At 71.2% G+C, this 17,432-nt stretch carries 12 protein-coding genes; 10 read left to right on the forward strand and 2 right to left on the reverse strand.

The window, feature by feature from the left end:
- The first annotated feature begins 160 nt into the window (after positions 1-160).
- Positions 161-1,534, forward strand: a complete 1,374-nt coding sequence (locus ACJX2R_RS41445) for a cation:proton antiporter (RefSeq protein ID WP_413104258.1) — start codon at positions 161-163, stop codon at positions 1,532-1,534.
- Here the strand turns inward: ACJX2R_RS41445 and ACJX2R_RS41450 are convergent.
- The gene (locus ACJX2R_RS41450) at positions 1,521-2,282 is read right to left on the reverse strand and encodes a polysaccharide deacetylase family protein (RefSeq protein ID WP_413104259.1); all 762 of its coding nucleotides are present in this window, start codon (positions 2,280-2,282) and stop codon (positions 1,521-1,523) included. The two genes, ACJX2R_RS41445 and ACJX2R_RS41450, sit on opposite strands and share 14 nt — an antisense overlap.
- Positions 2,283-2,328: 46 nt before the next feature.
- On the reverse strand, positions 2,329-3,720 hold the full coding sequence (locus ACJX2R_RS41455) for an endo-1,4-beta-xylanase (RefSeq protein WP_413104260.1): 1,392 nt from the start codon (positions 3,718-3,720) through the stop codon (positions 2,329-2,331).
- A 364-nt stretch (positions 3,721-4,084) separates the two neighbouring features.
- Here ACJX2R_RS41455 and ACJX2R_RS41460 point away from each other — a divergent pair, with 364 nt between their 5' ends.
- From ACJX2R_RS41460 to ACJX2R_RS41500, 9 genes are all read left to right on the forward strand, one after another.
- On the forward strand, positions 4,085-4,987 hold the full coding sequence (locus ACJX2R_RS41460) for an MBL fold metallo-hydrolase (protein WP_262702578.1): 903 nt from the start codon (positions 4,085-4,087) through the stop codon (positions 4,985-4,987).
- Positions 4,988-5,027: 40 nt separating this feature from the next.
- Positions 5,028-6,524 (forward strand): carboxylesterase/lipase family protein, encoded by a 1,497-nt coding sequence (locus ACJX2R_RS41465; RefSeq protein WP_413104261.1) that lies wholly within the window; start codon positions 5,028-5,030, stop codon positions 6,522-6,524.
- Positions 6,525-6,730: 206 nt separating this feature from the next.
- Complete coding sequence (locus ACJX2R_RS41470) at positions 6,731-8,020, forward strand: ABC transporter substrate-binding protein (protein ID WP_413104262.1); 1,290 nt, start codon at positions 6,731-6,733, stop codon at positions 8,018-8,020.
- Between the two features lie 52 nt (positions 8,021-8,072).
- Positions 8,073-9,011, forward strand: a complete 939-nt coding sequence (locus tag ACJX2R_RS41475; RefSeq protein WP_086880468.1) for a carbohydrate ABC transporter permease — start codon at positions 8,073-8,075, stop codon at positions 9,009-9,011.
- A 17-nt stretch (positions 9,012-9,028) separates the two neighbouring features.
- Positions 9,029-9,856, forward strand: coding sequence for a carbohydrate ABC transporter permease (locus ACJX2R_RS41480; protein WP_086880469.1), 828 nt, complete (start codon positions 9,029-9,031; stop codon positions 9,854-9,856).
- 20 nt (positions 9,857-9,876) lie between these two features.
- Entirely contained in the window at positions 9,877-10,944 is a 1,068-nt protein-coding gene (locus ACJX2R_RS41485) for a LacI family DNA-binding transcriptional regulator (protein WP_413104263.1), read from the forward strand.
- Between the two features lie 131 nt (positions 10,945-11,075).
- On the forward strand, positions 11,076-13,010 hold the full coding sequence (locus ACJX2R_RS41490) for a cellulase family glycosylhydrolase (RefSeq protein ID WP_413104264.1): 1,935 nt from the start codon (positions 11,076-11,078) through the stop codon (positions 13,008-13,010).
- A complete protein-coding gene (locus tag ACJX2R_RS41495) occupies positions 13,007-15,277 on the forward strand; it encodes a glycoside hydrolase family 3 N-terminal domain-containing protein (RefSeq protein WP_413104265.1) in 2,271 nt (756 codons plus the stop codon). The genes ACJX2R_RS41490 and ACJX2R_RS41495 overlap by 4 nt, the downstream gene beginning before the upstream one ends.
- Before the next feature lie 109 nt (positions 15,278-15,386).
- The gene (locus ACJX2R_RS41500; protein ID WP_413104266.1) at positions 15,387-17,327 is read left to right on the forward strand and encodes a glycoside hydrolase family 5 protein; all 1,941 of its coding nucleotides are present in this window, start codon (positions 15,387-15,389) and stop codon (positions 17,325-17,327) included.
- Positions 17,328-17,432 lie beyond the last annotated feature (105 nt).

Below are 17,432 nucleotides of genomic sequence, written 5' to 3' on the forward strand. Positions count from 1 at the left end.
TCGGGCTGCCCGATACGGGCGGGAGACGTACGCGCACGGCCCTCGTGGTGGCACGCGGTTTCGGCCTCGGCCCCGCGTCCAGACGTCCAAGTGCGCATTTCTGTATGGGAGTTGGCTCCCCGACACTGGGCGGAACCGATGACGGGGGAGGGCCATGGCCATGAGTGGCGGCGAGCTGGAAGAGACCATCCGTGATGTGCTGATCGGCCTTGCCGTGGTCGTGCCCGCGGCCGTCGTCTGCGGGCGGATCGCCCAGCGGCTGCGGCAGCCGGCGGTGCTGGGGGAAATCGCCGCCGGTCTGATGCTGGGGCCCAGTCTGCTGGGGCTGCTGCCCGGGAATCCGACCGCGGTCCTGTTCCCGGACCAGGCCCGCCCCTTCCTCCAGCTGCTGGCCCAACTGGGCCTCGTACTCTTCATGTTCGGGGTGGGATACCACCTCGACGTGGCGCAACTGCGCGGCCGGGGCCGTCAGGTGGTGTCGGTCTCGCTCAGCTCAGTCGCCCTGCCGTTCGCCCTGGGCACGGGCCTTGCCGTCGCCTTCGCGTCCTGGGGCCTCACCGAGCGGGGGCGGATGGGGCCGCTCGGCCCGGCGCTGTTCCTGGGCGCGGCCATGTCCATCACGGCCTTCCCGGTACTCGCCCGCATCCTGACCGACCACGGTCTGGCCCGGGAGCGCATCGGTACCATGGCGCTCGCCTGCGCCGCCCTCCAGGACCTGCTGGCGTGGGGCATCCTCGCCGTCGTGGTCGTCGTGGTGAACGCCGACGGCTCCTGGCCGCTCGCCCGGATGGTGCTGCTGTCCGCCCTCTTCGTCCTCGGCATGCTGTACGTGGTCAAACCCGCGCTGCACCGGCTGCTGGCGGCCGAGGGGGCCTGGAACCGGGACAGCACAGTGGTCCAGGGCGTGGTCTTCAGCGGCCTGCTGCTGTCGGCCTGGGCCACCGACGCGATGGGACTGCACACCGTGTTCGGCGCCTTCGTCTTCGGCGCCGTCGTACCGCGTCGCCTGCTCGAGGCCCACGCCCCGGAGGCGCCCGCGCGCATCGAGCAGTCGAGCCTGCTGCTGCTCCCGGTCTTCTTCACCGTCACCGGGCTGTCCGTCAACTTCCGGGGACTCGGCGGCCAGGGCCTGGCCATGCTGCTCGCCGTGCTCGTCGCGGCCTGCGCGGGCAAGTTCATCGGCGCCGCGGCCGCCGCCCGGCTCACCGGGGCCACTCCACGGCAGGCCATCACCCTCGGCGTGCTGATGAACGCGCGCGGGCTCACCGAACTCGTCCTGCTCAACGTGGGCCTGGGCCTCGGTGTCATCGACGGCCGCGTCTTCACCGTGATGGTGGCCATGGCCGTGGTCACCACGATGATGACCGGCCCGCTGCTCCAGCGCCTGTTGCCGGCGCCCCCGTCGCGCACCGCCTACCGCGGTGGCGAACACGGGGGCGCCGGTGGCGCGGCGGAGGCCGGGGCGGATCCGCGGCCGCTGCCGCGCGACGTGGCCGGAAGCGGTCAGCCGGATACGGCGCTCAGGGAGCCGTGACGACCGCGCCGCCACCCGCCCCGGCCGTGATCCTGCCGGGGCACAGCCCCCGTGCCGCGAGCCCGCTGAGGATCTGCGGCACGGCGGCGACCGTGGTCTGGTATCCGCCGTCGTGCATGAGGATGATGCCGCCCGCCCGCATGGTGGCGGCGGCCTGGACGATCTGCTGAGTGCCGGCCCCGTTCCAGTCCTGGGAGTCCACGCTCCACAGCACCTCGGTCAGCCCGAGACGGGCCTCATCGGCCCTGACCTGCGCGTTGGTCTCCCCGTATGGCGGCCGGAACAGCGTAGGCGTCTGGCCGGTGATGCGCTTGATGGTGTTCTGGGCGCCCGCGATCTCGTTGTACGCCGCCGGTTCGCCGATCTGGGTGAGATGGGGGTGTGAGGTGGTGTGATTGGCGATCCACATACCCGCCGCCTGCTCGGCCCTGAGCAGGTCCGGATACTGGTCGGCGTGCTGCCCCCAGATGAAGAAGGTGGCCTTCGCGCCACCCGCCCGCAGGGCGTTGAGCAGCGCCTGCGTCGACCCCGGGTTGGGCCCGTCGTCGTACGTCAGACCCACGTACCCATTGGGGCAGTTGGCCCAGGCCCGCTCGGTGTGCGCCGCGCCGTGCGTGGCCGCGGGCGACGGGGCGGCGGAGAACCCCGCGAGGGCGGCCGTGGCCGCGGCGACGAGTGCGAACCGCCGCGCTCTCCGGGTGCTTCTTCTTCCAGCTCGTCTTGCCATGGCCTTTCCGCGTCCGGTCATGGTCCCTCCTGGAGTGCGGGTGTGGTGTGGTTCCCCTGCCGGTCGGCTACGAGGCGGTGCACGAGCCGACGGTGGGGGCCGACCAGTCCCCGTTCGCCATGACCGTGAAGCCGAAGCTGGTGGCCGCCCCGGCGCCCAGGCTGCCGTTGCCGTTGGGGCGCATCGTCATGACCTTGCCGCTGCTGTCCCAGCTGGGAGTTCCGTTCCAGGTCGTGGAGACGCTCTGCGCGGAACGCACGGTCACCGTCACCGTCCAGCCGCTGATGGCGGAGGATCCGGCCGTCACCGTCACCTTGCCGTTGAAACGGTCGCCCCACCGCTGCGTCTCGGAGTACGACGCGGTGCACGACATGCCGCCACCACCGTCTCCGCCGCCACCGCTGGTACCGCCCAGCGCGGTGAGCACCGCGGTGTACGCGGGCTTCTTGGCGTAGTTGTCGTCGAACAGCAGCGGGGTGCCACTGGCGCGCCATGAGTACTTGTCGGTGACCCCCCATACGGTGATGCCGGTGCAGCGGGACACGGCCAGACACGCCTGGGTGACACGGCGGTAGCTGTCGGCCTGGGCCGAGCCGGAGCCCTCGATGTCCAACTCGGTGATCTGCACATCGACGCCGAGGTCGGCGAAGCGCTGGAGGTTCTGCTGGTAGTCACCGGGGACCGGGGACTGGCTGTTGAAGTGCGACTGGAAGCCGACGCAGTCGATCGGCACACCGCGCGCCTTGAAGTCCTTCACCATGTTGTAGACGGCGTTGCTCTTCGCGTTCTGGCCGTCGGTGTTGTAGTCGTTGTAGCAGAGCTTGGCGCCGGGGTCGGCCGCACGCGCGGTGCGGAACGCCTCCTCGATGAAGCCGTCGCCGAGCTTGTCCTGGAACGGCGAACTGCGCCGCGCACCGCTGTTGCCGTCCTGGAACGCCTCGTTGACCACGTCCCAGGCGTAGATCTTGCCCTGGTAGTGCTGCATCACCTTGGTGATGTGGTTGTTCATCGCCGAACGCAGCTCGGTGGCGTTCAAACCGCCCACCCAGCCGGGGAGTTGGGAGTGCCAGACCAGGGTGTGGCCGCGGATCTTCATGCCCTTGCCCTGGGCGTGGCCGACGATCTGGTCGGCGCTGCCGAAGTTGAACGAGTTGCGGGAGCTTTCGACGGCGTCCCACTTCATCTCGTTCTCGGGGGTGACGGCGTTGAACTCGGTGTCCAGCGTGCTGGCGTACGGGGATTCGCCGAGGTGGTTGGCGGCCACGGCGGCGCCGAAGTAGCGGCCCTTGGCCGCCGCCGCGCCGCCGAGGGTGCTCGCGGCGCTGGCGGGACCGGAGAGGGCCAGGACACCGGCCGCGGTGAGGAGGCCGACGACACCGAGGCTGAACGCCCTTCGGACGGGTAACCGAGGACGGCGATCTCCGCGCTCCTGACGGGCCTTACGGGAATCGATGACCATTGCTGTCCCTTCTTCGGGGGCGGGTGGCAGTGGTGTGCCGATGGGCAACGATCGATGCGGAGTATGCTGCGCGGCTGACGCAACGTCAACGCTTCTTCCGGAATGATTCCGGTAGAAATCCTCGCTGGTGCCGATGGCGCTCCGGTTCTGACCTGTGACTCTTCGATGTGCGCGTGTGGCCATCGAGGGCGCAAAGGATCTCACCCCGCCAGTATCCGATAAGTTTTCGGTGCCGCGATGATGTGTTATCGGTCGCGCTGCCCGCCTCCGTCGGCGAGTGCAGTCAGGTGACGGACACCGCCCATGACCCACCCCGACGAGGATTCTGCTGCGAATCGGACTTCTCATGAACAAGCGAACATCCATGCAGCGGATAACCCTGGGCGACGTCACCGTCACACGCGTCGAGGAATACTTCGGATCCGTCGACCTGACGCCCCGGACCTTCTTTCCGGAAAGCCCCGAGGAGGTCTGGGAGGACAACGCCTCCTGGCTGGTCCCGGACTTCTACGACCCCGGCACCGACAACGTGCGCTCCGCGATCCAGACCTGGGTCCTGCGCAGTGAGGGCAAGACCATTCTCGTGGACACCGGGGTGGGCAACCACAAACACCGGCCCTACGCACCGGTGTGGAGCTATCTGAACACCGACTTCCTGGGGAATCTCGCCAGGGCCGGGGTGCGGCCGGAGGACGTCGACATCGTGGTCAACACCCATCTGCACGTCGACCACGTGGGCTGGAACACCCGTCTCGACGGTCGGCAGTGGGTGCCGACCTTCCCGAACGCCACGTATCTCATCCCCGAGCGCGACTTCGAGTTCTGGAATCCGGAGAATGAGCACAAGCCGCTGCTCGGCAGGGGCAATCAGAATGTCTTCGAGGATTCCGTCGCCCCCATCCGGGAAGCGGGCAAGGCGCTGCTGTGGGACGGCAGCCTCGATATCGACGCCAATCTCCGTCTGGAGCTGGCCCCCGGACACACACCGGGATCCTCCGTGCTCGCTCTCGATTCCCGGGGCGACCGCGCGCTCTTCGTGGGGGATCTGCTGCACAGCCCGGTGCAGATCGCGGATCCCGACACCAACAGCTGCTTCTGCGAGGACCCGGCGGAATCCCGTGCCACCCGCCGCCGGGTCCTCGGCCGGGCCGCCGATCGACACGCCCTGGTCTTCCCGGCCCACCTGGGCGGCCACGGCGCCGCCGAGGTGCGCCGCGAGGGCAGCGCGTTCGCCGTCAAGGAATGGGCCGCCTTCGCACGCCTGTGACCGGCGGCCGGAGCGATACCGAGGAAGAGACACACCACGCATGACGAACCACCCCACCGCCCCCGTCGTCGTGACCTCCCACGGCGCGGTCCGCGGCCGCCAGGAGGAACACGCCGCCGTCTTCCGGCACATCCCGTACGCCGCCCCGCCACGCGGCGCCGCCAGGTTCGCCCCGCCGACGCCGCACCCGCCCTGGGGCGGGGTCCGGGACGCCACCGCCGCGGGTCCGACGGCACCGCAGCCGAGGCGCGACGCGTTCGGCAGCCTCGACATGTCCCCGTACTTCGGACAGGGCTGGGTCCCGGGTGAGGACTACCTCGCGGTGAACATCTGGACGCCCGACACCACACGCGACGACCTGCCCGTGATGGTGTTCGTGCACGGCGGCGGCTTCGTGGCCGGGTCCACCCGGTCCGAGCTCTACGACGGCACCGCCTTCGCCCGGGACGGCGTCGTCCTGGTCACCCTCAACTACCGGCTCGGGATACCCGGCTTCCTGCACCTCCCCGACGCCCCCGACAACCGCGGCCTGCTGGATGTGATCGCCGCGCTGCGCTGGGTCGGGGAGAACATCGCGGCCTTCGGGGGCGACCCGTCCCGGGTCACGCTCTTCGGCCAGTCGGCGGGCGCCACCATCGTGGGCGCGGTGGTGGCCGACCCGCGGGCCGAGGGGCTCTTCCAGCGCGCGATCGTCCAGAGCGGCAGCGGCCTGGGGGCGTTCAGTCGCGCCCAGGCCAGCCGGGTCACCCGGGCCCTCGCCCGCGTCCTGGGGACCACCGGGACCGCGGAGGCGCTGGCGTCGGTCCCCGACGAGCGCTTCGTGGCGGCCATGCCCCAACTCGCCGGGATCGATCTCGTGGTCGACGGGCGCTTCGACCCGCTGATCGGCCTGAGCGCGTTCAGCCTCGTCCTGGACCAGCAGCCGGCCGAGGCCGTGGCCGCCGGACGTGGCGCGGGCATCGATCTGCTGCTCGGCACGACCGCCGAGGAGGGCAACCTCTATCTGGCCCCGTCGGGCCACCTCACGTCCTCGACCGAGGAGGACGTCCACACCACGGCGGCACGCTCCCACCCCGCCCCCGAGAAGCTGGTGGAGGTCTACCGCCGGGAGCGGCCCGGGGCGTCCCCGGGCGAGCTGCGGGCCGCGATCATGACGGATGCCCTGTTCGGCGCGGGCACCCGGCGGCTCGCGACCGCCCATGCCCAGCACCCCTCGTCGCGTACCCACGTCTACGAGTTCGGCTGGCGGTCGGAGGCGCTGGACGGCCGGCTCGGCGCCTCGCACGTCATGGAGCTGCCGTTCGTTTTCGACCGCACCGAACCGGCGCGGCTGCACGGTCCGGAGGCGATCCTCGGCCCGACCGAGCCGCCCGCCGACCTCGCCTCTCGGGTCCACGCCACCTGGATCCGGTTCGCGAGGACGGGCGATCCCGGCTGGCCGCCGTACGACAGCGTGCGCAGGACGACCATGCGCATCGCCGAGACATGGACGCAGGTGGCGGACCCCGGCGCGCAGGTACGGCTGGCCTGGGAATAGCACCATCACGGGCGCGCCATCGCGGGCCCATCGCCACGGACGACCCGCACCCCATCCGCTCTCCGCGGCGGATGGGGTTCCGCGGGTCCCGTGTGTTTTCGGTCCCGGCAAGGGCTTGACCGGAGGCGAAGTGGCTCCTACATTCCTCACACCCTCGAGGTAGATCGATTAACCACTCGTTAACCGCCTGGTTGGAGACCCCCGCAGTGCACTCACCGCTGACTCGGCGCGGCTTCCTCGCCGCCGGTTCCGGCCTCGCCGCCGCGACCGTCCTGCCCGGCCTTTCCGCCTGCTCCGCGCTCACCGGGGCGGACTCCGATCCCGATACGCTCGTCGTGCACAGCCAGCTGGGCACCACCGCCCCGGGATCGCCCACCTACCTCGCGGCCCTCGACCGGTTCCGTGAGGAGAATCCGGGACTCAAGGTCAAGAACCTCATCAACGGCGACGACCTCGCGCAGGTCTACGAGACCTCGCGGCTGGCCCGCAAGGAGCCGGACGTCGTCATGGTCAACCTCTACGACAAGACGCTGGCGTGGACGGACGTCGGCGCCACCGTCGACGTCAAGGGCTATCTGGACGACTGGGGGCTGCGGACGCGTGTGCTCCCGCAGGCGCTGGCCGACTGGACCGACGCCAAGGGCAGGGTGCGCGCCTTCCCCTACTTCGCCACCAACTGGCCGATCGCCTACAACCGGGCCCTGCTGGACCGCGCGGGCGTCGACGCGATACCCACCACGGGCGACGAGCTGATCGCCGCGGCCCGCAAGCTGCGCGCCAAGGGGATCGCGCCCGTGACCGTCGGTGGCAACGACTGGACCGGGCAGAAGCTGCTCGCCCAGATCATCCAGACCTTCCTGACCGAGGACGAGGCCCGGCACGCCTACTCCACCGGCGACTTCGGAGCCAAGGGCGCCCGGGAGGGCATCGAGTACTTCGTGACGCTGCGGGACGCGGGCGTCTTCGCCGACAAGGCGCAGGGCCTCATCTCGGACACGATGATGACGCAGTTCAACACGCAGGCCGCGGCGATCGAGTCGGCGATGTCCTCGGCGCTGGCCAAGGTGCCGCCGAAGGTGGCCCGGCACACTGAGGTCGGCGGATGGCCGCTGGCGGACGGCGCCGCGCACGACAAGCCCACCATCCTGCGCACCTACACCCTGATCGGGTTCTGGATCAGCCCGAACGGCACCAAGAAGATCGACGCCGTCGAGAAGTTCCTGCGCTTCATGTACCGGCCCGACACCGTCGCCCGGTTCATCAAGGAGAGCGGCCGCGACATGGCGCTCCGCTCCGACGCCGTCAGCACCGATTTCCCGCTGGTCGCTGCGGCCCAGCGGCTGGGCTCGACGGTGAGCCAGGCGCTGCTGCCCGATGTGTACGTCCCGCCCGCGGCCGCCCAGCCGCTGATCACCGCGACCAGCACCTCCTTCACCCGCGGCACCAGCGCCACGAAGGTCCGCGCCGCGCTCGAGACCGCGTACCGCTCCGCGTGAACCGCCCGCCCGTTCGCTCATTTCCCGAGCCCGACTCCACGGGAGCCACCTCATGACGACGCTGACGTCGCCCCCGGGCGGGGCCGCGATCCGCCACCCCGCACCGCCCGCCACCACAGGCCGTACCGGCACACCCCGGCAGGGCGGCACGATCCTCGCCGTACCGGCGCTGGTCTGGTACGCGGTCTTCATGATCGGCCCGGTGATCGCCATCTTCGTGATCGCCGCGCTGCACTGGCCGGGCATGCTCCAGCCGGTGTCGTTCGCCGGACTCGGCAACGTCCGGACCGTCCTGGACGACCCCGTCTTCTGGGACGCGGTGCGCAACACCGCCGTCCAGCTGGCGGTGGCACTGCCGATCATGATCGTGTGCGCCTACATGCTGGGCTACTACGTGGCGCAGAAGCCGCCCGGACACCGGGTGATCCGCTATCTGCTGTTCATCCCCGGCCTGATCTCCACCCCCGCCAAGGCCATGGTGTTCTACGCGGCGCTGTCCCCGGACGGACTGGCCAACGGCGCGCTCCAGTCGGTGGGGCTCGGTTCGCTCACCGACGCCTGGCTCGCCTCGCCGTCCACGGCCCTGGCCTGTCTCATCGCCCTGGACGTGTGGAGCGGGATCGGCTTCACCGCCGTCCTGTTCGCCGCCCGGCTCGACAGCGTCCCCGACGACCTCGGCGAGGCGGCCCAGCTGGACGGGGCCGGACACTGGCGGACCATGTGGCGCATCCACTTCCCCGTGATCCGCGACTACGTCGGCGTCGTCACCATGCTCCAGTTCCTGTGGACCCTCTTCGGCTCGGCCCAGCATGTGCTGCTGCTCACCCAGGGCGGTCCCGGCAGCTCGTCCACGACGCTGTCGTTCCTCGTCTACCAGAAGGCGTTCATCGCGGCCGACCTGGGCTACAGCCAGACCGTCGGCGTCATCCTCTTCCTGGCCGGGCTCGTCGGGCTGCTCGCCATCCGCCGCGCGTTCCGCCAGAACTACTGACCTTAAGGCGGCTCACCATGAAACTCGGCAAGCGCTGGCTGCCCGCGCACATCCTGGTGTGGACCTACGCGGTACTGCTGATCGTGCCGCTCTACTACTTCCTCGCCTCCGCGTTCAAGAGCAACGAGGAGATCTTCGCCCATCCCTTCGCACTGCCCGAGTCGTTGGGCTTCGGCAACTTCCGCACCGCCTACGACAGCGCCGACCTGGGCACGGCCGTCGTCAACTCCGCCCTGGTGACGGTCCTGGCCCTGGCGCTGACCCTGCTGCTGGCGCTGCCCGCGGCGTTCGCGCTCGCCCGCTCGACGGGACGGCTGGCCTCGGCGATGGAGAAGGTCTTCTCGCTGGGCTTCCTGATCCCCACGTTCGCGGCGCTCTTCCCCACCTTCCTGCTCGCCGCCGCCACCGGGCTGTTCCACACCCGGCTGTTCATGGTCTTCTTCCTGCCCGCGACGGCGATGCCACTGTCGGTGGTGATCCTGGTGCAGTTCATGCGGACCATCCCCAGGGAGATGGAGGAGGCCGCCCGGATGGACGGGGCGTCCACCTACACGGTGCTGCGCCACATCTACATACCGATGTGCCTGCCCGGTATCGCCACCGTGCTGCTGCTGAACTTCCTCACCTTCTGGAACGAATACCTGTACTCGCTGATCATCATCGGCCCCGACCCCGAACAGCGCACCGTGCAGGTGGCCCTGCCCACCCTCAAGGCCATCACCGGTACCGACTACGGGGTCCTCACCGCCGGTACCGTCCTGACCCTGATCCCCGTATGGGTCGTCTACACGGTGCTCCAGAAGCGCATGCAGCAGGCGCTCATCAACGGGGCGGTCAAGGCGTGAGCACGACCGCCGGTGAAGGTATGAGCACGACCGCCGGTCAAGGCGTGGGTACGACCGCCGCGAAACCCGGACGGCGCCCCACCATCAAACAGGTGGCGGCCGCCGCCGGGGTGTCCACCGCCGCCGTGTCCCAGGCGTTCAACGACAAGGGCCGGCTGTCGGAGGCCACCCGGCAGCGCATCCTGGACACCGCTACGGAGCTCGGCTGGTCGCCGAGCGCGTCCGCCGCCGCCCTGCGCAGCGCCCGCACCCGCACCCTCGCCCTCGTGGTCCGGCGCCCCACCGATGTGCTCGGCGCGGACCCGCACTTCAGCGAGCTGATCACCGGTATCGAGGGCGAACTGGCCCCGCGCGGCTACGGTCTGCTGCTGCACCTGGTGGCCGGGGCCCAGGAGGAGAACGCCCTCTACAAACGCCTCGCGGCCGAGGGCCGCGTCGACGGCGCCGTCCTGACCGACGCCCGCGCCGACGACCCGCGCCCCGCCCTGCTGGCCCGCCTCGGCCTGCCCGCCGTGCTGCTCGGTCCCCCCGACCGGGCCGCCGCCGTGCCCCGCGTCGGCCTCGGCCACCAGGCCGCCGCCGTCGAGGAGGTCGTCCGCCATCTGCTCGGGCTCGGACACCGGCGGATCGCCTATGTGGCGGGCCCCGCCGACCTGAAGCACACCCGGCTGCGCGGCGGTGTCTTCGAGACCGCCCTCCGGCAGACGGGCCTGCGGCCCTACGCGGTCCTGCACACCGATTTCACCGAAGTGTCCGCCGTCGCCGCCACCCAGGCCCTGCTGGACGCCGCCGACCGCGCCACCGCGATCGTCTACGCCAACGACTCGATGGCGATGTGCGGTATCGGCGCGGCCCAGCGCGCCGGGCTGCGCGTCCCCGACGATCTGTCGGTCGTCGGCTACGACAACCTGCCGCTCGGCCGCTGGCTGCACCCCCGGCTGACCACGGTGGACCAGCAGGTGCAGCGGGTCGGCGCGGCCGCTGCCCGGCTGCTCCTCGCGCGCTGCGGCGAGGACGTCGAGGAGACGGTGCTCGACGACCGGCCGCGGCTGGTCGTCCGCGAGTCCACCGGACCCGCCCCTGGCTGACGGCCGACCCCGACACTCGAACCCCCGAACCCCCGAACCCCCGACCCCCGAACCCCCGACACCCGAACCCTCGACCCCGGCCATGTGCCGGGCCACCCCCCACCCTGCACCACCGACATCCGAGAAGGACCATGCGACGCCACAGCGCCCAGCTCACCCACCACCCCGCCGTCCTGCCCTGGCTCGGCGCCAACTTCTGGTCCCGCACCGGCGGGCCCCTGATGTGGCGCGACTACGACCCGAAGACGGTCCGCGCGGAACTGCGGGTGCTGCGCGAGCACGGCCTGACGATGACCCGGTCGTTCTTCTACTGGCCCGACTTCCATCCAGAGCCCCACCGCGTCGACGAGACGCTGTGCGAACACTTCCGCGACTTCCTCGACGCCCACACCGAGACGGGCATGGGCACGGTGCCCACCTTCATCGTCGGCCACATGTCGGGCGAGAACTGGGACCCCGTCTGGCGCGGCGGCCGCGATCTCTACGAGGACGTGTGGATGGTCGGCCGCCAGGCCTGGTTCGTGTCCCAGATGACCCGCCGCTTCAAGGACCACCCCGCGGTCACCGGCTGGCTCATCACCAATGAGATGCCCGGCTACGGCCGGATCTACCAGGTGGATCCGCCCTCCTCCGAGGTGGTGACCGCCTGGGCGCAGGCCATGTGCAACGCCGTACGGGCGGCCGGCGGCACCCAGCCCGTCTCCCTCGGCGACGGCGCGTGGGGCATCGAGGTCACCGGCCGCGACAACGGCTTCTCGCTGCGCGAGACCGCCGAATACGTGGACTTCGTGGGCCCGCACGTCTACCGCTCGGACACCGACCGGCCGCGTCAGCACCTGCGCGCCGCCTTCGAATGCGAACTGGCGTCGGTCACCGGACAGCCCGTCGTCCTGGAGGAGTTCGGGCTCTCCACGGACACCGTGTCCGATGAGAACGCGGCGGTCTACTACCGGCAGACCCTGCACAACTCGCTGCTCGGCGGGGCCACGGGCTGGATCGCCTGGAACAACACCGACTACGACGACCTGTGGGATCGCTCGCCGTACGACCACCACCCCTTCGAGATGCACTTCGGCATCACCGACCACACCGGCGCCCCCAAGGCCCCGCTGCTCGAACTCGCCGCTTTCGCCGAGGTGTTGAAGGCCGTGGACTTCGCACACTGCCGACGCGCCGACGCGGACGCGGCTCTGGTCGTACCCGCCTTCCTGGAGCGCGGCTACCCCTACAGCAGGCCCGCCGACCGGCCGCTGATCTTCACATCGCTGCACCAGGGCTATGTGGCCACGCGCGCCGCCGACCTGCCGGTGGGCTTCACCCGGGAAGCCGACGGCCTGCCCGGTGACGCGGCCCTGTATCTGCTCCCCGCCACCCGCCAGCTCACCACGCGCACCCGGCGTGCGCTCGAACGCCGCGCCCACGCGGGCGCCACCGTCTACCTCTCGTTCTGCTCCGGTGAGCACCCGGGGACCCGCGGCCCGTGGTTCGACGACCTGGACGGGCTGTTCGGCGTCGAACTCCAGCTCTCCTACGGCGTGGCCGAGCCCATCGAGGACGATGTCCTGGAGATGACGTTCACCGAGGACTTCGGCGGGCTGACGGCCGGGACCTCGCTGCGCTTCCCGGTCGCGGGCAACGAGGACAGCCGGGCGTATCTGCCGGTCGTCCCGCGTGACGCCCGGGTGGTGGCCGTCGACGCCCACGGGCGGCCCGCCCTCCTGGTGCGCGACACCGGGCGCGGCCGCACCGTCCTGGCCACCTACCCCCTGGAACACATGGCCGCCCGCACCGCCCGCGCCAACCCCGAGGAGACCCACCGGCTGTACGCGGCGCTCGCCGACGTGGCCGGGGTCCACCGCACGGTGACGGTCGACAGCCCCCACGTCGGCGCGGACCTCCTCGTCCACGACGACGGACGCCGCTTCGTCTGGCTGGTCAGCCAGAGCCCCGACGAGGTCACCGTCCGCCCCGTCGCCGAGGGAACGCTGCGCGACCTGGCGTCCGGCGCGGCGACGGCGGATGTGACCCTCGGCCCGTACGGTGTGCGCGTCCTGGAGCTGACGTGACCGACCAGCCCTACCGCGACCCCACCGCGCCGGTGGCGGAGCGGGTCCGCGATCTGCTGGGGCGCATGACGCTCACCGAGAAGGTCGGCCAGGTCAACCAGCGCATGTACGGCTGGCACGCCTACGACCGTAACCACAGCGGCCACCGGCTCACCGACGCCTTCCGCGCCGAGGTCGCCGCGTACGGCGGGATGGGGGCCCTGTACGGACTCCAGCGGGCCGACGCCTGGTCCGGTGTCGGCTTCGCCGACGGCATCACGGCGGCGGACGGGGCGCGGGTCGCCGATGACGTACAGCGGCATGTCGTGGAGAACACCCGTCTTGGCATACCCGTGCTGTTCGTGGAGGAGGTTCCGCACGGCCACCAGGCCCTGGACGGCACCGTGCTGCCGGTCAACCTCGCCGTGGGCGCCACCTGGGACCCCGGGCTCTACGAGGCGGCGGCGGCCGCGGTCGGCGCGGAAGTGCGGGCGCGCGGCGGCCATGTGGCGCTGGTCTCCGCCCTCGACCTGGTGCGAGACCCGCGCTGGGGCCGCGCGGAGGAGTGCTTCGGCGAGGATCCGTATCTGGCGGCCCGGCTCACCGAGGCGCTGGTGCGGGGGATGCGCACGGCCGACGTGGCCGTGGTGCTCAAACACTTCGCCGGTCAGGGGGCCACGGTCGGCGGACGCAACAGCGCGGCCACCGAACTGGGCGCGCGTGAACTTCACGAGATCCATCTGGCGGCGGCCCGTGCCGGGATACGCGCCGGTGCGGCCGGGGTGATGGCGGCCTACAACGAATTCGACGGTCTGCCCTGCGTCGCCAGCCGACCGCTGCTGACCGAACTCCTCAGGGAGCGGCTGGATTTCGACGGCATCGTGATGGCGGACGGCGGGGCCATCGACCGGCTGGTCCGGCTCACCGGCGACCCGGTGGCCGCAGGCGCGCTGGCCCTCGACGCCGGATGCGACATCAGCCTCTGGGACGCCTGCTTTCCGCGGCTGGCCGAGGCGGTGGCACAGGGGCTCGTCGCGGAGCGGGCCCTGGACACGGCCGTGGCCCGGGTGCTGGCCCTGAAGTTCCGCCTGGGCCTCTTCGAGCGGCCCTACACACCTGCCGCGGGCCGGCCCTCCGACCCGCGTGCGCTGAGTGAACGCGTGGCCCGCGCGTCCATCACCCTGCTCGCCAACGACGGGGGAGTCCTGCCGCTGACACCCTCGGCCCGCCGGATCGCGGTCCTCGGCCCGAACGCCGACTCCATCGCCCAGCAGATCGGCGACTACACCGCGCCACAGCGCCCCGGCTCCCGCCACGTCACGGTCCTGGACGGCATCCGGGCGGCCGCCCCGCCGGACACCGAGGTCACCTACGCGCCGGGGTGCGAACTGGTCGGCGGCGACCTCTCCGGTGTCCCGGAGGCGGTCGCGCTGGCGGCAGCGGCGGACATCGCGGTGCTCGTCCTGGGCGGGTCCAGCGCCCGGTCCGGCGACACCACCTTCGACACCAACGGCGCCGCCGTCGTGAGCTCGGCCAACCCCGCCGGTATGACCTGTGGCGAGGGTGTAGATCTGGCCGAACTGCGCCTGCCCGATGGGCAGTTGGGGCTCCTGGACGCGGTGGCGGCCACCGGTGTGCCGGTCGTCGTGGTCCTCGTCCAGGGCCGTCCGCACGCCCTGCCGGACCTCTCCGGCACGGCCGCGGCGGTGCTGAGCGCCTGGTACCCCGGTCCGTGGGGCGGACGGGCCGTCGCCGACGTACTGTTCGGCACGGCGGGGCCCGAGGGGCGGCTGCCGGTGTCCATACCCAGGTCGGCCGCGCAGCTGCCGGTGTTCTACAACGCCAAGGACCACCGGTACCGCGGCTATGTGGACCAGCCCGCCACCGCCCGCTACGCCTTCGGCCACGGCCTTTCGTACACCACGGTCGCCTACGCGCCGCCACGGCTCTCGCGCGCCCGGCTGACCCCGGACGACCCGACGCTCATCTGCCGGGTCACCGTGCGCAACACGGGTGAGCGTCCGGTGCGCGAGACGGTCCAGCTCTATGTGCGCCGGCTGTCGGGCGGCTCCTCGTGGCCCCGCGTACGCGAGCTCCGCGGCTTCGACCGCCTCGATCTGCGGCCGGGAGAGGAGGCCGACGCCGTGTTCGCGATCGACGCCGACACCCTCGCCTCCGTCACCAGGGACCTGGGCCTCGCCGTGGAACCCGGAGAACTGCTGTTGGAGACCGGGCCCTCGTCCGGCGAAACGCAGGGAGTACGGCTGGTGATCGAGCCGCCGAGCTGATCGCACGCTGTCTGGACGGTGGTGTGATGGACCGTCAGTATGGTGCCCGGGCGCGCCGGGTCCGGCGGAGCCGCGTTCGGGCACCATCGCTCACCCATGGGAAGGCCGCATGCCGACCAGGAGAACACTCAGGTACCTGACGGGAATCGCGTCGATCCTCGCCCTGCTGGCCACGGCGCCGGGACCGGTCGCCACCGCCCAACAGCCCACCGCACCGGCGGCCCCCGCCACCTCCGCCACGGCCACCTCCGCCCCCGCCCCCGCGGCAGAGAGCTGGCAGCCGCCGCTGTCGACCCGCGGCCGGTACATCGTGGACGCCAAGGGCGACCGCTTCCGGCTCAAGTCGGCCAACTGGGACGGCGCACAGGGCTCGTGGACGGGGAGCGGCAGTGTGGACGACCCCGCCAACCACCACGCCGGGCAGAACTCCTCCGGCATTCCCCTCGGCCTGGACCGGGTTCCCCTGCCGACGCTGCTCGCCGACTTCCATCGGCTCGGCATCAACAGCATCCGGCTGCCGTTCTCCAACGAGATGATCCACGCCACCGCGACCGTTCCGGACGGCGCCGTGGCCGCCAACACCCAACTGCGCGGAAAGACACCCCTCCAGATCTTCGATGCGGTGGTGTCCGCTCTCAGCCGGGACGGCTTCGCCGTCATCCTCAACAACCACACCAACACCACCCGGTGGTGCTGCGGTATCGACGGCAACGAGCGGTGGAACAGCGGCCAGTCCACGAAAGCGTGGATCGACGACTGGGTCTTCATGGCCCGCCGCTACGCCGACGAACCACGCGTGGTGGGCGCCGACCTCTACAACGAGGTGCGCCGCGATGTCCTGGACGACCCCAACTGGGGCCTCGGCGACGAGCACGACTGGTACACCGCCGCGCAGCGCGCCGCCGACCGCATCCTCACCGAGGCCGACCCCGACCTCCTCATCGTGATCGAGGGAATCAACTGGACCGGGATCCCGGTGGACGGGCTGCCCCACGAGCGCCCCACCCTGGCCCCCGCGCGCACCCTCTCGCACACCCTCACAGACGCCCACAAGCTGGTGTATTCGGCCCACTTCTACGGCTACACCGGCCCGCGCCACAGCGGCGCCACCGGCGTCGGCGAGACACATGACCCCCGGTACCAGGACCTCAGCCGCGATGAGCTGTATCGAGTCCTCACCGACCAGGCGTTCTTCGTCGCCGAGGACAGCGGACGGCACTACACGGCACCCGTGTGGATCAGCGAGTTCGGCATCGGATCGGCCGAGACGGGCACCGCGCCCCGGGCCTGGTTCACCAATATCACCGACTACTTCGCCGACCATGACGCCGACTTCGCCTACTGGCCACTCGTGGGATGGGAAGGCCACGACAACTGGTCGCTGCTGCGCTACGACTCCTCGGGCCGCAGACACGGAATCCTCGACCAGGGCGACTGGCGTGGCACGGCGTGGCAGCGGCTGATGACCGCGCCCGAACACACCGGCCCCGTCGGCCGCGTCCCTGCTTGGCGTATGCTCGTCACCGACCACGGCGACCATGTGCGGTCGCTGATCGAGCGGGGCCGGGGCGACTGGGATCCGGGCGCCTACAAGGCGGCCTGCCCCGATGGGCTGCGGCTGATCGGCCTCAGCCACACCGCCGGACGTGGACTGTGCACCGACACCGGGGCCGACGACCCGCGCGCCCCCGGCACCGCCCATACGGTCGTCACGGATGAACGGTACGTGCCCTCCGATGGCGACTGGGCCTCCGGCTACACCAAGTTCCAGTGCCCCTCGGACCAGTTCCTCATCGGCTACAGCCGCCGTGGCAGCCGGGTGTCCGCCGCGCTGTGCGCCCCGGCCCGGACCGCGTTGGGCACCACGGGACGTACGGTCTGGTTCGACCGCTCCGACAACCGGCCCGCCGACGCCGCGGGTGGCGACTTCGCCCACGGCGCGTACAAGGGCCAGTGCGCGGACGGCGAGTACGCCGCCGGTATCGCCTTCACCACGCGGGTGGGCAGCTCCGGCAGCCCGGACGCGCTGCTGTGCCGCCGCCTGTCCTGAGCTGTTCGCCTGCCCCTGGAGGCGTCGCCTGCTCCTGAGCGCCTGCCCCTGCCCCTGGGCTGCCAGTCGCTCCGCCACCCTTGCCCGAATCTGACGCCCCGTCAT

Origin of the sequence: Streptomyces sp. Inha503 (assembly GCF_047215865.1) — a bacterium.
Lineage (GTDB): Bacteria > Actinomycetota > Actinomycetes > Streptomycetales > Streptomycetaceae > Streptomyces > Streptomyces lycopersici.

Coding starts and splice junctions, on each gene's coding strand:
- ACJX2R_RS41445 (WP_413104258.1), top strand. CDS start 161: ATGAGTGGCGGCGAGCTGGAAGAGACCATCCGTGATGTGCTGATCGGC.
- ACJX2R_RS41450 (WP_413104259.1), bottom strand. CDS start 2,282: ATGACCGGACGCGGAAAGGCCATGGCAAGACGAGCTGGAAGAAGAAGC.
- ACJX2R_RS41455 (WP_413104260.1), bottom strand. CDS start 3,720: ATGGTCATCGATTCCCGTAAGGCCCGTCAGGAGCGCGGAGATCGCCGT.
- ACJX2R_RS41460 (WP_262702578.1), top strand. CDS start 4,085: ATGCAGCGGATAACCCTGGGCGACGTCACCGTCACACGCGTCGAGGAA.
- ACJX2R_RS41465 (WP_413104261.1), top strand. CDS start 5,028: ATGACGAACCACCCCACCGCCCCCGTCGTCGTGACCTCCCACGGCGCG.
- ACJX2R_RS41475 (WP_086880468.1), top strand. CDS start 8,073: ATGACGACGCTGACGTCGCCCCCGGGCGGGGCCGCGATCCGCCACCCC.
- ACJX2R_RS41480 (WP_086880469.1), top strand. CDS start 9,029: ATGAAACTCGGCAAGCGCTGGCTGCCCGCGCACATCCTGGTGTGGACC.
- ACJX2R_RS41485 (WP_413104263.1), top strand. CDS start 9,877: ATGAGCACGACCGCCGGTCAAGGCGTGGGTACGACCGCCGCGAAACCC.
- ACJX2R_RS41490 (WP_413104264.1), top strand. CDS start 11,076: ATGCGACGCCACAGCGCCCAGCTCACCCACCACCCCGCCGTCCTGCCC.
- ACJX2R_RS41500 (WP_413104266.1), top strand. CDS start 15,387: ATGCCGACCAGGAGAACACTCAGGTACCTGACGGGAATCGCGTCGATC.